General features: G+C 68.1%; 13 protein-coding genes. 9 read left to right on the forward strand and 4 right to left on the reverse strand.

All coding sequences use genetic code 11. From position 1 onward, the window contains the following. Positions 1-14: 14 nt before the first annotated feature. Entirely contained in the window at positions 15-938 is a 924-nt protein-coding gene (locus OEJ37_RS05455) for a branched-chain amino acid transaminase (RefSeq protein WP_131946669.1), read from the reverse strand. Positions 939-1,132: 194 nt separating this feature from the next. Here OEJ37_RS05455 and OEJ37_RS05460 point away from each other — a divergent pair, with 194 nt between their 5' ends. The 3 genes from OEJ37_RS05460 (at position 1,133) to OEJ37_RS05470 (ending at position 3,684) form a co-directional block, all read left to right on the forward strand. Continuing rightward, positions 1,133-1,888, forward strand: coding sequence for an AzlC family ABC transporter permease (locus OEJ37_RS05460; RefSeq protein WP_174419825.1), 756 nt, complete (start codon positions 1,133-1,135; stop codon positions 1,886-1,888). Beyond that, positions 1,885-2,208, forward strand: coding sequence for an AzlD domain-containing protein (locus OEJ37_RS05465; protein WP_152863125.1), 324 nt, complete (start codon positions 1,885-1,887; stop codon positions 2,206-2,208). The genes OEJ37_RS05460 and OEJ37_RS05465 overlap by 4 nt, the downstream gene beginning before the upstream one ends. Positions 2,209-2,487: 279 nt before the next feature. Then, on the forward strand, positions 2,488-3,684 hold the full coding sequence (locus OEJ37_RS05470; RefSeq protein ID WP_152863127.1) for a phosphoglycerate kinase: 1,197 nt from the start codon (positions 2,488-2,490) through the stop codon (positions 3,682-3,684). Between the two features lie 157 nt (positions 3,685-3,841). On the opposite strand, the gene OEJ37_RS05475 is transcribed toward OEJ37_RS05470, so the two are convergent. After that, a complete protein-coding gene (locus OEJ37_RS05475) occupies positions 3,842-3,970 on the reverse strand; it encodes a hypothetical protein (protein WP_258170483.1) in 129 nt (42 codons plus the stop codon). Here OEJ37_RS05475 and pyk point away from each other — a divergent pair. The 6 genes from pyk to OEJ37_RS05505 all read left to right on the forward strand — a co-directional run bounded on the left by pyk (position 3,969) and on the right by OEJ37_RS05505 (position 10,866). Further along, a complete protein-coding gene (pyk, locus tag OEJ37_RS05480) occupies positions 3,969-5,405 on the forward strand; it encodes a pyruvate kinase (protein WP_034178917.1) in 1,437 nt (478 codons plus the stop codon). The genes OEJ37_RS05475 and pyk overlap by 2 nt on opposite strands. Positions 5,406-5,711: 306 nt before the next feature. After that, a complete protein-coding gene (gene fba, locus OEJ37_RS05485) occupies positions 5,712-6,776 on the forward strand; it encodes a class II fructose-bisphosphate aldolase (RefSeq protein WP_034178916.1) in 1,065 nt (354 codons plus the stop codon). Between the two features lie 229 nt (positions 6,777-7,005). Further along, a complete protein-coding gene (locus tag OEJ37_RS05490; protein ID WP_059643078.1) occupies positions 7,006-7,896 on the forward strand; it encodes a phosphoribosylaminoimidazolesuccinocarboxamide synthase in 891 nt (296 codons plus the stop codon). A 115-nt stretch (positions 7,897-8,011) separates the two neighbouring features. Next, positions 8,012-8,533, forward strand: a complete 522-nt coding sequence (gene purE, locus OEJ37_RS05495) for a 5-(carboxyamino)imidazole ribonucleotide mutase (RefSeq protein WP_174419823.1) — start codon at positions 8,012-8,014, stop codon at positions 8,531-8,533. Between the two features lie 81 nt (positions 8,534-8,614). Beyond that, the gene (locus OEJ37_RS05500; RefSeq protein WP_174419822.1) at positions 8,615-9,826 is read left to right on the forward strand and encodes a 5-(carboxyamino)imidazole ribonucleotide synthase; all 1,212 of its coding nucleotides are present in this window, start codon (positions 8,615-8,617) and stop codon (positions 9,824-9,826) included. Positions 9,827-9,837: 11 nt separating this feature from the next. Then, positions 9,838-10,866, forward strand: coding sequence for an L-threonylcarbamoyladenylate synthase (locus tag OEJ37_RS05505; protein WP_263343432.1), 1,029 nt, complete (start codon positions 9,838-9,840; stop codon positions 10,864-10,866). Positions 10,867-11,058: 192 nt separating this feature from the next. Here the strand turns inward: OEJ37_RS05505 and OEJ37_RS05510 are convergent, their stop codons facing one another. Next, a complete protein-coding gene (locus OEJ37_RS05510; protein WP_263343433.1) occupies positions 11,059-12,195 on the reverse strand; it encodes an SGNH/GDSL hydrolase family protein in 1,137 nt (378 codons plus the stop codon). A 94-nt stretch (positions 12,196-12,289) separates the two neighbouring features. Next, a complete protein-coding gene (locus tag OEJ37_RS05515) occupies positions 12,290-13,204 on the reverse strand; it encodes a sterol desaturase family protein (RefSeq protein ID WP_263343434.1) in 915 nt (304 codons plus the stop codon). Between the last annotated feature and the right edge of the window lie 315 nt (positions 13,205-13,519).

Raw genomic sequence — 13,519 nt, forward strand, 5'->3', positions numbered from 1 at the left:
GTGGCGCGGCGCGCTCAGACCTTCGTCAGCCAGTGCGCGTACTTCGCGTTCTTGCCCGACACGATATCGAAAAACGCCGACTGCAGCTTTTCCGTGACGGGGCCGCGCGCGCCGCTGCCGATCGTGCGGTTGTCGAGCTCGCGGATCGGCGTGACTTCAGCGGCCGTGCCGGTGAAGAACGCCTCGTCGGCCGTGTAGACCTCGTCGCGCGTGATGCGCTTCTCGATCACCTCGATGCCGGCGTCCTTCGCGAGCGTGATGACCGTGTCGCGCGTGATGCCGTCGAGGCACGACGCCAGGTCGGGCGTGTACAGCTTGCCGTTGTTGACGAGGAAGAAGTTTTCGCCGGAGCCTTCCGACACGTAGCCGTCGACGTCGAGCAGCAGCGCTTCGTCGTAGCCGTCGGCCGTCGCTTCCTGGTTCGCCAGGATCGAGTTCACGTACCAGCCCGACGCCTTCGCGCGCACCATCGACACGTTCACGTGATGGCGCGTGAACGACGACGTCTTCACGCGGATGCCCTTCGCGAGGCCTTCCTCGCCGAGGTACGCGCCCCACGGCCATGCGGCGATCGCGACGTGGATCGTGTTGCCCTTCGCCGACACGCCGAGCTTTTCCGAGCCGACCCAGATGATCGGGCGCAGGTAGCACGACTCGAGCTTGTTCTCGCGCACGACTTCGAGTTGCGCGGCTTCGAGCGTTTCACGGTCGAACGGCACGTCCATCTGGAAGATCTTCGCCGAATTCAGCAGACGTTTCGTGTGCTCGCGCAGGCGGAAGATCGCGGTGCTGCCGTCGGCCGTCTTGTACGCGCGCACGCCCTCGAAGACACCCATGCCGTAGTGCAGCGTATGGGTCAGGACGTGGATCTTGGCGTCGCGCCAGTCGATCAGCTTGCCGTCCATCCAGATCTTGCCGTCGCGGTCGGCCATTGACATAGATTTCTCCTGGGATGCGGTTGTATGCAGCGTTGAGCCGGAAAGACGCTTATTTTAGCGTCATTTGGCGACGATCCGGTCGGCCGGCGCGGGGCCGGCGCTATAATCGCCCGGTACCGATTCCAATAACGACGGGTCGCGCCGGCGGGAGGCGCCGGCGTCCCGACGAACCGCCCGCTGCGGCCCGCTTTCCCATGCTCGCTCGATTGTCCGCCACCGACCGTTTCGCGCTGATCCAGGGCGCGCGCGACTATTCCCCGACACTGATGGCGATCCTGTCCTGGGGGCTCGTCACCGGCATCGCGATGAGCAAGTCGGTGATGACGCTCGGGCAGGCGAGCGCGATGTCGCTGCTCGTCTATGCGGGCTCGTCGCAGCTCGCGGTGCTGCCGCTCCTCGCCGCGAAGCTGCCGATCTGGACCGTGCTGCTCACGGCCGCGATGGTCAACACGCGCTTCGTGATCTTCAGCGCTGGGCTTGCTCCCCATTTTTCCTACCTGCCGCTGTGGCGGCGCCTCGCGATCGGCTATTTCAACGGCGACGTGATCTATCTGCTGTTCCAGAAACAGGGCTTCGCGAACGGCCACGTGCCGGGCAAGGAAGCGTATTTCTGGGGGATGGCGCTCGCGAGCTGGGCGTCGTGGCAGGTGTCGTCGCTCGCCGGCATCCTGCTCGCGAGCTTCTTTCCCGCGAGCTGGGGGCTGGAACTGGCCGGCACGCTCGCGCTGATCCCGATCATGGTGTCGGCGGTCGCGAACCGCTCGACGCTCGCGGCCGTCGCGGTCGCGGGCATCGTGTCGCTGGTCGCGTTCGACCTGCCGTACCGGCTTGCGTTGCCGCTCGCGGTGCTCGCCGCGCTCGCGGCCGGCAGCATGGCCGATTTCTTCGTCGAACGGGCCGACTGGCGGCGCATCCGCACCGAAACCGTGCACGAAAAGGAAATCGAATGAGCGCGACGGAGATCTGGATCGTCATCATCGGGATGACGATCGTCACGGCCGTCACGCGCGCGCTGTTCCTGATCGGCGGCGAGCGCACCGTGCTGCCCGAACGCGCGCAGCGCGCGCTGCGCTATGCGCCGGCGGCCGCACTCGTCGCCGTCGTGCTGCCCGACGTGCTCGAAACGCCGGCCGGGATGTCGTTCGCGCTGTCCAACCATCCGTTCTACGCGGCGCTCGCCGGCCTCGGCTGGTTCTTGTGGCGGCGCAGCATGCTCGGCACGATCGTCGTCGGGATGCTCGTGTTCACCGCGCTGCGCGTGATTTTCTGATGAGCCGCCGCTCCGGCCTGCCGGGCGCCGGCAGTTCGCGCGCGCGCGTTGCTGCGGTGCAGCAACGCGTCCGTTCCCGCGCACGATCCCAAATAGGCGGAATTCGCCGCCGCACGGGTCAGTCTGCCGGGTGGATCGGCTAGAATGCCCGTTCGAGATTTTTACCCGTGCGCGTCATGCGAACCGCCAGCCACGGCCGCATCCGGCGCCCTTTAGCGGCAGCCCGCGCACGTCCAGCGTGAACCCCCTTTCCCCATCCACTACTTCAATCTGTTCAACATGAGCCAAGTCAAGCGTCTTACCGACCTGATCGCCGCCGGCCAGCTTGCCGGCAAGCGGGTGTTCATCCGCGCCGACCTGAACGTCCCGCAGGACGATCACGGCAACATCACCGAGGACACGCGCGTGCGCGCGTCCGTGCCGGCTATCCGGGCGGCGCTCGACGCCGGCGCGGCCGTGATGGTCACGTCGCACCTCGGCCGTCCGACCGAAGGCGAATTCAAGCCGGAAGACTCGCTCGCGCCGGTCGCGAAGCGCCTCGCCGAGCTGCTCGGCCGCGACGTGCCGCTCGTGTCGAACTGGGTCGAGAACGGCGTGAACGTCGCACCGGGCCAGGTCGTGCTGCTCGAGAACTGCCGCGTGAACAAGGGCGAGAAGAAGAATTCGGACGAGCTCGCGCAAAAGATGGCGAAGCTTTGCGACGTGTACGTGAACGACGCGTTCGGCACCGCGCACCGCGCGGAAGCGACCACGCACGGGATCGCGAAGTACGCGCCGGTCGCGTGCGCGGGCCCGCTGCTGGCCGCCGAACTCGACGCGCTCGGCAAGGCGCTCGGCAACCCGGCGCGCCCGCTGGTGGCGATCGTCGCCGGCTCGAAGGTGTCGACCAAGCTGACGATCCTGAAGTCGCTGGCCGAGAAGGTCGACCAGCTGATCGTCGGCGGCGGCATCGCCAATACGTTCATGCTCGCGGCCGGCCTGCCGATCGGCAAGTCGCTCGCGGAAACCGACCTCGTCGGCGACGCGAAGGCGATCATCGACGACGCGCGCAAGCGCGGCGCATCGGTGCCGATCCCGACCGACGTCGTGACCGCGAAGGAATTCTCGCCGACGGCCGCGGCCACGGTGAAGCAGGTCGCCGACATTGAAGCGGACGACATGATCCTCGACATCGGGCCGGAAACGGCCAAGGCGCTCGCGAGCCAGCTCGAGAAGGCCGGCACGATCGTGTGGAACGGCCCGGTCGGCGTGTTCGAGTTCGACCAGTTCGGCAACGGCACCAAGACACTCGCCGAGGCGATCGCCAAATCGTCCGCGTTCTCGATCGCGGGCGGCGGCGACACGCTCGCGGCCATCGCGAAGTACGGCATCCACGACCAGGTCAGCTACATCTCGACGGGCGGCGGCGCCTTCCTCGAGTTCCTCGAGGGGAAGAAGCTGCCGGCGGTGGAAGTGCTCGAAACGCGGGCGGCCTGAGCGTGGCGGCGCGCGCAGGGGTGACGAAGGCCGCGCGCTCCGCGAAAGCGGAGCAGCCGGCCGGCGCGGGCAAGCGCAAACGCGCGCCCGCGCGGGCGAACTCCACCCCGCGCGCAGCGGCGGCCGCTGGCGACGCGGCCATGCAGCACCACGAGATTCAGAACAAAGCGATGCCGGGCGCAAGCACCGGCACGCCCTCCGGAACGGCCGCCGCTGGGCCCGCCGTGTCCGGCTCTCGCAGCGTTTCACCCAGCGCATCCACCTTGATCCAGATGAGGAGTTTCATGCAGCGCGCCACCAAGATAGTCGCCACGATCGGCCCGGCTTCCAGTTCGCCGGAGATTCTGCTGCAGATGATGCAGGCGGGCCTCGACGTCGTGCGGCTCAATTTTTCGCACGGCACGGCCGACGATCACCGCCAGCGCGCCGAGATGGTGCGCGAGGCCGCCCGCAAGGTTGGCCGCGAGATCGCGATCATGGCCGACCTCCAGGGCCCGAAGATCCGCGTCGGCAAGTTCGAGAACGGCAAGACGACGCTCGCGCCCGGTCAGCCGTTCATCCTCGACGCAGCCTGCGAACTCGGCAACGACGAGCGGGTCGGCCTCGACTACAAGGAACTGCCGCGTGACCTGAAGCCGGGCGACCTGCTGCTGCTGAACGACGGCTTGATCGTGCTGACCGTCGAGCGCGTGCTCGGCGACGAGATCCACACGATCGTCAAGGTGGGCGGCGAGCTGTCGAACAACAAGGGGATCAACCGCCAGGGTGGCGGCCTGTCGGCGCCGGCGCTGACCGCGAAGGACATGGAAGACATCCGCACCGCGATGTCGCTCGGCGCGGACCTGGTGGCGGTGTCGTTCCCGAAGAACGCGACCGACATGGAAATGGCGCGCCAGCTCGCGAACATCGCGGGCGCGCCGTACGGCATCAAGCCGAAGATGATTGCGAAGATCGAGCGCGCGGAGGCGATTCCGGCGCTGCAGAGCATCCTCGACGCGTCCGACGGCATCATGGTCGCGCGCGGCGACCTCGCGGTGGAAGTGGGCAACGCGGCCGTGCCGGCGCTGCAGAAGCGGATGATCCGGATGGCGCGCGAGTCGAACAAGCTCGTGATCACCGCGACGCAGATGATGGAATCGATGATCTACGCGCCGGTGCCGACCCGCGCGGAAGTGTCGGACGTCGCGAACGCGGTGCTCGACGGCACCGACGCGGTGATGCTGTCGGCCGAGACGGCCGCCGGCAAGTACCCGGTCGTCACGATCGAGACGATGGCGGCCGTATGCGTCGAGGCGGAAAAGTCGGAACATGTCGAGCTGGACAAGGATTTCCTCGACCGCACGTTCACGCGGATCGACCAGTCGATCGCGATGGGCGCTCTGTTCACCGCGTACCACCTGGGCGCGAAGGCGATCATCGCGCTGACCGAATCGGGCGCGACCGCACTGTGGATGTCGCGTCACTACACGCACGTGCCGATCTTCGCGCTGACGCCGCGCGTCGGCAGCGAGCGCACGATGGCGCTGTACCGCAACGTGACGCCGCTGCACGTCGACTTCAACAGCGACCGCGACTCGGCGCTGCAGGCGGCGCTCGAGCTCGTCGTCAAGCAGGGCTACGTGCAGCACGGCGACATGGTCGTGCTGACCGTCGGCGAACCGATGGGGCAGGCGGGCGGCACCAACACGCTGAAGATCGTGCGCGTCGGCGAGCACTATTGAGTCGAGCGTTCACCGGGCACCTGGCCGGCGACCCGGGTCGATCGAATTCGATCCGGCACCGTTTTTCACGCGAAAGCCGCGCGGGGTCCGAAGCCCCGCGCGGCTTTTTTTCTCTTTTTTGCCCGCATTGTGCCGTGCGAACGTAACAAATTGCGAGTGGGCGCCACCGGGCGGTCGGAATCGGAGGCGCTTCGCGATAAAATGCGGCTATTCGACGCTCAGCCGCGCCGCGCCGCCCCGGTTCGAACGAGGGCGGGTGCCGCGCCGGCGTCAGGGCGCACCGGTTTTCATTCAAGGAGTTCCACAATGCCTCTCGTATCAATGCGTCAATTGCTGGATCACGCGGCAGAGCACGGTTACGGCCTGCCGGCCTTCAACGTGAACAACCTGGAGCAGGTCCAGGCGATCATGGCGGCAGCGGACCAGGTCGGCGCGCCCGTGATCATGCAGGCATCGGCCGGCGCGCGTAAGTACGCGGGCGAGCCGTTCCTGCGCCACCTGATCGAAGCGGCGGTCGAGTCGTACCCGCACATCCCGGTCGTGATGCACCAGGATCACGGCCAGTCGCCGGCGGTCTGCATGGGCGCGATCCGCAGCGGCTTCACGAGCGTGATGATGGACGGTTCGCTCGAAGCCGACGGCAAGACGGTCGCGTCGTACGAGTACAACGTCGACGTGTCGCGCAAGGTCGTCGAGATGGCGCACTCGATCGGCGTGACGGTCGAAGCCGAACTCGGCGTGCTCGGCTCGCTCGAGACGATGAAGGGCGACAAGGAAGACGGCCACGGCGCGGAAGGCACGATGACCCGCGAGCAGCTGCTGACCGATCCGGAGCAGGCGGCCGATTTCGTGAAGCTCACGCAGTGCGATGCGCTCGCGATCGCGATCGGTACGTCGCACGGCGCGTACAAGTTCTCGAAGAAGCCGACGGGCGACATCCTGTCGATCCAGCGCATCAAGGAAATCCACGCGCGCATCCCGAACACGCACCTCGTGATGCACGGTTCGTCGTCGGTGCCGCAGGAACTGCTGGAAGAAATCCGCCAGTTCGGCGGCGACATGAAGGAAACCTACGGCGTGCCGGTCGAGGAAATCCAGGAAGGCATCAAGCACGGCGTGCGCAAGATCAACATCGACACCGACCTGCGTCTCGCGATCACCGGCGCGATCCGCCGCTACCTGTTCGAGAACCCGGGCAAGTTCGATCCGCGCGACTACCTGAAGCCCGCGCGCGAAGCGGCGAAGCAGGTCTGCGTCGACCGCTATCTCGCGTTCGGCTGCGAAGGCCAGGCCGCGAAGATCAAGCCGGTGTCGCTCGACAAGATCGCCGAGCAGTACAAGTCCGGCGCGCTCGCACAGGTCGTGCGCTGAGACTGTAGTACGATTGCCCCGCCCGATTCTTCCGCAAGGCAGGGGCGGGCAGCCAGGCCGGATGTGATCCGGCCCCAGGCAGCCGTTCCGTCCGGCCGAACGAGGGCCGGCCGGCAACCGCCCGGGTATCGCCCGGCCGGTTCGCCGACGTATTGCAAGACCGCCGTTCCCGCCTGCCGCGGGGAACGGCGTTTCCCTTTTTGTTTGGCTCCTTATCTGCGAAAAGACGATGTCTACCCTTTACGAATCCACGCTCCGCTCGCTGCCGCTCCTCGGTCGCGGCAAGGTCCGCGATAACTACGCGGTCGGCAACGACAAGCTCCTGATCGTCACGACCGACCGCCTGTCGGCATTCGACGTGGTGATGGGCGAGCCGATTCCGAACAAGGGCCGCGTGCTGAACCAGATGGCGAACTTCTGGTTCGACAAGCTCGCGCACATCGTGCCGAACCACCTGACGGGCGACGCGCCGGAAGCGGTCGTCGCGGCCGACGAAGTCGAGCAGGTGAAGGGCCGCGGCGTGGTCGTCAAGCGCCTCGAGCCGATCATGATCGAAGCGGTCGTGCGCGGCTACCTCGCCGGCAGCGGCTGGAAGGAATACCAGGCGTCGGGCGCCGTGTGCGGCGTGCAGCTGCCGGAAGGCCTGCAGAACGCGCAGAAGCTGCCCGAGCCGATCTTCACGCCGGCCGCGAAGGCCGAGATGGGCGAGCACGACGAGAACATCACGTTCGAGGAAACCGAGCGCCGCATCGGCACCGAGCTGGCCGCGACGATCCGCGACATCTCGATCAGGCTGTACAAGGAAGCGGCCGACTACGCGGCGACGCGCGGCATCATCATCGCCGATACGAAGTTCGAATTCGGCCTCGACAACCACGGCAAGCTGTACCTGATGGACGAAGTGCTGACGGCCGATTCGTCGCGCTTCTGGCCGGCCGACCAGTACCAGGTCGGCACGAACCCGCCGTCGTTCGACAAGCAGTTCGTGCGCGACTGGCTCGAGGCGCAGCCGTGGGGCAAGACGGCGCCGGCGCCGGCGCTGCCGGCCGACGTCGTCGAAAAGACGGCCGCGAAGTACCAGGAAGCGCTCGAGCGCATCACGGGCCAGTCGCTCGCCTGAGCGAGCTTTGCATGGGACCGGATGCGAAGCATGCGGCCGGAGTTGGCGCTTCAGCACTTACTCCGGCCGACATAAGCGCTGAAGCGCCAACTCCGGTCGACAGGAAATCCACGAAATGAGTGAAATTCAGACCGCCCACACGCATAGCGCGCCGCTCGTCGGCGTGCTGATGGGTTCGAGTTCCGACTGGGACGTGATGAAGCACGCGGTAGCGATCCTGCAGGAATTCGGCGTGCCGTACGAAGCGAAGGTCGTATCCGCGCACCGGATGCCCGACGAGATGTTCGACTATGCGGAGAAGGCGCGCGAGCGCGGGCTGCGCGCGATCATCGCGGGCGCCGGCGGCGCCGCGCACCTGCCCGGCATGCTGGCCGCGAAAACCACGGTGCCGGTGCTCGGCGTGCCGGTCGCGAGCAAGTATCTGAAGGGTGTCGATTCGCTGCACTCGATCGTGCAGATGCCGAAGGGCGTGCCTGTCGCGACGTTCGCGATCGGCGAGGCCGGTGCCGCGAATGCCGCGCTGTTCGCGGTGTCGATCCTGTCCGGCACGTCGGTCGATTACGCGAACCGGCTCGCCGCGTTCCGCGTGCGCCAGAACGAAGCCGCGCACGCGATGGTGCTGCCGCCGCTGGAATGACGGCGCGCCGGCGGCCGCGCGTCGCGGCTGCCTGACTCTCCCCACTGCGGCGGGCAGCGCCCGCCGCGACCGACCACTGACATGACCGCAACTCCTGATTCCGTTTCCCCGATCCTGCCCGGCGCGTGGCTGGGCATGGTCGGCGGTGGCCAGCTCGGCCGCATGTTCTGCTTTGCCGCCCAGTCGATGGGCTATCGCGTCGCCGTGCTCGATCCCGATCCGACGAGCCCCGCCGGCGCGGTCGCCGACCGCCACCTGCGCGCGGCCTACGACGACGAAGCCGCGCTCGCCGAGCTGGCCGACCTGTGCGACGCGGTGTCGACGGAGTTCGAGAACGTGCCGGCCGCGAGCCTCGATTTCCTCGCGCGCACGACGTTCGTCGCGCCGGCCGGCCGCTGCGTCGCGGTCGCGCAGGACCGGATCGCGGAGAAGCGCTTCATCGAGGCGTCGGGCGTGCCCGTCGCGCCGCACGTCGTGATCGAATCGTCGGCGGCGCTCGCCGCGCTCGACGATGCCGCGCTCGACGCGGTGCTGCCGGGCATCCTGAAGACGGCGCGCCTCGGCTACGACGGCAAGGGCCAGGTGCGCGTGAGCACGGCACAGGAAGCGCGCGACGCGCATGCGGCGCTCGGCGGCGTGCCGTGCGTGCTCGAGAAGCGCCTGCCGCTGAAATACGAAGTGTCGGCGCTGATCGCGCGTGGCGCGGACGGCCGCTCGGCCGCGTTCCCGCTCGCGCAGAACACGCACCACAACGGCATCCTCGCGCTGACGGTGGTGCCCGCGCCGGCCGCCGATGCCGCGCGCGTCGAAGAGGCGCAGCAGGCGGCCGTGCGGATCGCCGATACGCTCGGCTACGTCGGCGTGCTGTGCGTCGAGTTCTTCGTGCTGGAAGACGGTTCGTTCGTCGCGAACGAGATGGCGCCGCGCCCGCACAACTCCGGCCACTACACGGTCGATGCGTGCGCAACGAGCCAGTTCGAGCAGCAGGTGCGCGCGATGACGCGCATGCCGCTCGGCAATCCGCGCCAGCATTCGCCGGCCGCGATGCTGAACATCCTCGGCGACGTGTGGTTCCCGAACGGTGCGGCCGGCGTAGGTGCGGCGGCCGACGCCGTCACGCCGCCGTGGGACACGGTCGCGGCGATGCCGGCTGCGCACCTGCACCTGTACGGCAAGGAAGACGCGCGCGTCGGCCGCAAGATGGGCCACGTGAACTTCACGGCCCAGACGCGCGACGAAGCCGTCGCCGCGGCCACCGCATGCGCGCTGCTGCTGCGCGTGCCGCTCGACTGAGGCGCCAGCCGATGTCCGTCGATCTCCCGAACTCCGTGACGCCTGCGCAGATCGAAGCGGCCGCCGCGCTGCTCGACGCGGGGCAACTCGTCGCGTTCCCGACCGAAACCGTCTACGGGCTCGGCGGCGACGCGGCGAATCCCGAGGCCGTCGCGCGCATCTACGCGGCGAAAGGGCGGCCCGCGAACCATCCGGTGATCGTGCACCTTCCGCCCGGCGGCGATCCGGGCTACTGGGTCGATGCGCTGCCGGCCGATGCGCAAGCGTTGATCGATGCGTTCTGGCCGGGCCCGCTGACGCTGATCCTGAAGCGCCATGCGCGCATTCCGGACGCCGTGAGCGGCGGGCAGGATTCGGTCGGGCTGCGCTGCCCGTCGCATCCGGTCGCGCAGGCGCTGCTGGCCGCGTTCAGCGCGCGGCGAGGCGGGCATGGCGGCGTGGCCGCGCCGTCCGCGAACCGCTTCGGCCATGTGAGCCCGACGACCGCGCAGCACGTGCGCGACGAATTCGGCGACACCGTGCATGTGCTCGACGGCGGCGCATCCGAAGTCGGCATCGAATCGACGATCGTCGATCTGTCGCGCGGCTTCCCGGCGCTGCTGCGCCCGGGCCACGTGACGCCGCAGCAGATCGCCGACGTGCTCGGCCGCGCGCCGCGCCTGCCGGACGGCAGCGACGCGACCACGCCGCGCGCGTCGGGCACGCTGAAGGCCCATTACGCGCCGCGCACGCCGCTCGCGCTGCTGCCGTTCGATGCGCTCGAGCCGCTGCTCGCGGCCGCGCAAACCGACGGCGAGCGCGTCGCGCTCGTCGCACGCGCGTCGCGCGCGGGACGCTGGGCGCAGGCCGACGGCGTGCATTTCGTCGCGGCGCCGGAAGATCCTCAGGCCTATGCGCGCGACCTGTACGGGATGCTGCGTGCGCTCGACCGCGCGCAGGTCGCGCGGATTCTCGTCGAGAAGCTGCCCGAGACCGTCGAATGGATTGCCGTCAACGATCGCCTCGGCCGTGCGGCGGCCGCGTTCGAAGCGCAGGGGTGAGCGCGGCAGCGAGGCGCATGCCGACGCCGTAGGTCGCTCGCCGACGAGCATGCATTGTGCGACGCGTCGGGATCGGAAAAACAAACGCCCGACCGGTGAACCCGGTCGGGCGTTTTCGCTTGTGTTCGCGTTCGCAGGCGCGAAGCATCCGCGGTCCGGTCCGCAGCAGCAGCGCGGACCGGACGCGGTGCTTTACTTGCCGACGCCGGTCGCCGCGATCTGCTTCTCGACGAACTGCGCGATCAGCTGACCCATGTGCGTCGACGGGTGGACCGTGTCGGCGAACATGTAGGTCTGGTCCGCGTTCGCGGTCGTGTAGGTCTGCGGCGAGCAGAACAGCGACGAGCCGAATGCGGTCGGCATCGGCGCGCCGAACGCCTTCGCCGCGTTGATCATCGCTTGCAGGTTGCACGCGGTGCCGGTGTTCGACACCGTGAAGCCGTTCGCCTGGAAATTGGCCGTGATGCCATCCTGCCACGTGAAAATGTCGAGCAGCGTGTACTTGGTCGTGTCGACCTTGAGCGCCTGCAGCGTCGCGACGAGTGTCTGATTGAACAGCCCCGACAGCTGCGTGAACGCCGCCTGCGTGCCGCTTGCCACCGCCAGTGGCGTGCCGCCGATGTCCGGCATGTTCGACACGAACACGTGCGTGCCGCCTGCCGCGACGATCTGCTGGACGATGCCTGCGTACTGCTGCGCGGCGAGCCCGATCGCCTGGGCCGCCGCGAGCTGCGCGGCCGGCGTGTTGCCTTGCGCCTGCGCGACCTGCGCCTGATAGAAGATGTCGTTCGCGCCGCCGTTGAGCAGCACGATCTGGCCCGCGTTGAAGCTGCCGTGCTGCGACAGGTACTGCTTGAGCTGGTCGGCGATCGGCGTCGTCGTCGCCTGCGCGAAGTCGGAATTCGGCACGCTCGCGTCAGCATGGCCGATGCCCGGCTGCAGCGTCACACGCGAGCCGCCCTGCGCGTAGCCGAGGCCGCCGGTGGCCTGCAGCGGAATGCCGAAGCCGCCCTGGTTCGCGGGCTGCAGCGTGTCGCCGTAGTAGGTCGCGACGAGCTGCGTCCACACCTGGCCCGGGTTGGTCGTGAAGCGGCCGCCGCCGAAGCCGAGCTTGATCTGCGAATAGGTACCGGCGTCGGACAGGCTGTCGCCGAACGACACGATCTGCATCTTCACGCCCGACGGCGGCGTGTTCGATGCGCTGCTGCTGTTGTCGTCGCCGCCGCCGCACGCGGCGAGCAGCGCGAGCGCGGCACCCGCGATCGCGACTTGCGCGGTGCGCAGCAGGCGTTGCCGGGTATGCGACGGGAATTGTTGTTGTGACTGCATCGTTCGATCTCCTCGTAGATATGGCCTGATGTGTTTCTCATCTGCCGCGTGCCTGCTCGGAACCGGGCTGCGCGGCGGCCGTTGGCTGAAACGGTTATTGTTCACGCGCAGCCGCATGCGGCACGGTGCGCGGATCCTGGGTCGCGGCCTCGGCAATCTGCGCATGATAAGCGCTCGCCCATTCGGGCGGGCCGAAAATCGCGCGCAGCTTGTTGCGCCATCCGTCGACGCGCAACGCGTCGGCCACCATCGACACCCACTCGTGGAACGTGGCGACGAGCGGGTTGTTCGAGCCGAGCCGCTCGACGATCCCGTACTGCGGCGGGTCGTCCGGCGTTTCCTCGACATAGCTGCCGAACAGGCGATCCCAGATCACCAGGACGCCTGCGTAATTGCGGTCGATGTAGCGTGGATTGCGCGCATGGTGCGCACGGTGGATCGACGGGGTGTTGAGCACGTACTCGAGCCAGCCGAGCTTGCCGATCGCCTGCGTGTGCACGAAGAACTGGAACGCGAGGTTGATCAGCACGATGCCGACGACCTGTTGCGGTGGAAAGCCGGCGAACGCGAGCGGCAGCCAGAACACCCACATGCCCGCGACGGGGTACATCAGGCTCTGGCGGAACGCGGTCGAGAAATTCATCCGCTCGGACGAGTGGTGCACGACGTGCGCGGCCCACAGCCAGCGCACGCGATGGCTCGCGCGATGGAACACGTAGTAGAGGAAGTCCTGCGCGACGAACAGCACCGCGAACGACAGCCAGCCGTCGTGCCACGTGAACAGGCGATAGTGCCGGTAGCAGTACGCATAGACGGGGATCACGAAGATCCACGCTATCTTGTCCGCGCCCTGGTGCATCAGCGCGAGCGCCGCATTGCACAGCGTGTCGCGCCACGCATAGACGTGGTCCTGCGCACGTGTGCGGGCGAGGTGCCAGGCCTCCCACGCGATGCAGAGCAGGAAGACGGGCGCCAGCGCGAGCAGAAGCAATTCGACGTCGAATCGCATGGGCGTGTCTCCTCCTTTCCCCTGCAAGCCGTGAGGCCGGGCCGGTGGCCCGTTGTAGATATCGGTCAGGCCAACAGCCTACGCAATCGCCACGCGCTAGGCGAGGGGGCAGCGTAGAGGGTTCCCTCTGAGGACAGGGTTTCTACGGAAACCGTGCGGCGCGGGGCCGGGCGGTGCGGCCCCGTTTTGCGGGCACGGCCGGCGTGCGGTGCATCGTGCGACGGTGGCGGCAGCCGTTTCAAACCGCGAAGGGCGCGATTCCGCGTACGAGGCGCCGGCAGGCCGCACGGGCCGCCCGCCAGGGCTGCCCGATGC

The organism is Burkholderia sp. BKH01 (genome assembly GCF_025685725.1).
GTDB classification, from domain to species: Bacteria; Pseudomonadota; Gammaproteobacteria; order Burkholderiales; family Burkholderiaceae; genus Burkholderia; species Burkholderia pyrrocinia_C.

Bases quoted from the DNA above. Each gene is read 5' to 3' on its own strand.
- OEJ37_RS05510 (WP_263343433.1), bottom strand. From the start codon at position 12,195: ATGCAGTCACAACAACAATTCCCGTCGCATACCCGGCAACGCCTGCTG.
- purE (WP_174419823.1), top strand. From the start codon at position 8,012: ATGAGTGAAATTCAGACCGCCCACACGCATAGCGCGCCGCTCGTCGGC.
- OEJ37_RS05500 (WP_174419822.1), top strand. From the start codon at position 8,615: ATGACCGCAACTCCTGATTCCGTTTCCCCGATCCTGCCCGGCGCGTGG.
- fba (WP_034178916.1), top strand. From the start codon at position 5,712: ATGCCTCTCGTATCAATGCGTCAATTGCTGGATCACGCGGCAGAGCAC.
- pyk (WP_034178917.1), top strand. From the start codon at position 3,969: ATGCAGCGCGCCACCAAGATAGTCGCCACGATCGGCCCGGCTTCCAGT.
- OEJ37_RS05460 (WP_174419825.1), top strand. From the start codon at position 1,133: ATGCTCGCTCGATTGTCCGCCACCGACCGTTTCGCGCTGATCCAGGGC.
- OEJ37_RS05490 (WP_059643078.1), top strand. From the start codon at position 7,006: ATGTCTACCCTTTACGAATCCACGCTCCGCTCGCTGCCGCTCCTCGGT.
- OEJ37_RS05515 (WP_263343434.1), bottom strand. From the start codon at position 13,204: ATGCGATTCGACGTCGAATTGCTTCTGCTCGCGCTGGCGCCCGTCTTC.
- OEJ37_RS05455 (WP_131946669.1), bottom strand. From the start codon at position 938: ATGTCAATGGCCGACCGCGACGGCAAGATCTGGATGGACGGCAAGCTG.
- OEJ37_RS05505 (WP_263343432.1), top strand. From the start codon at position 9,838: ATGTCCGTCGATCTCCCGAACTCCGTGACGCCTGCGCAGATCGAAGCG.
- OEJ37_RS05470 (WP_152863127.1), top strand. From the start codon at position 2,488: ATGAGCCAAGTCAAGCGTCTTACCGACCTGATCGCCGCCGGCCAGCTT.
- OEJ37_RS05475 (WP_258170483.1), bottom strand. From the start codon at position 3,970: ATGAAACTCCTCATCTGGATCAAGGTGGATGCGCTGGGTGAAACGCTG.
- OEJ37_RS05465 (WP_152863125.1), top strand. From the start codon at position 1,885: ATGAGCGCGACGGAGATCTGGATCGTCATCATCGGGATGACGATCGTC.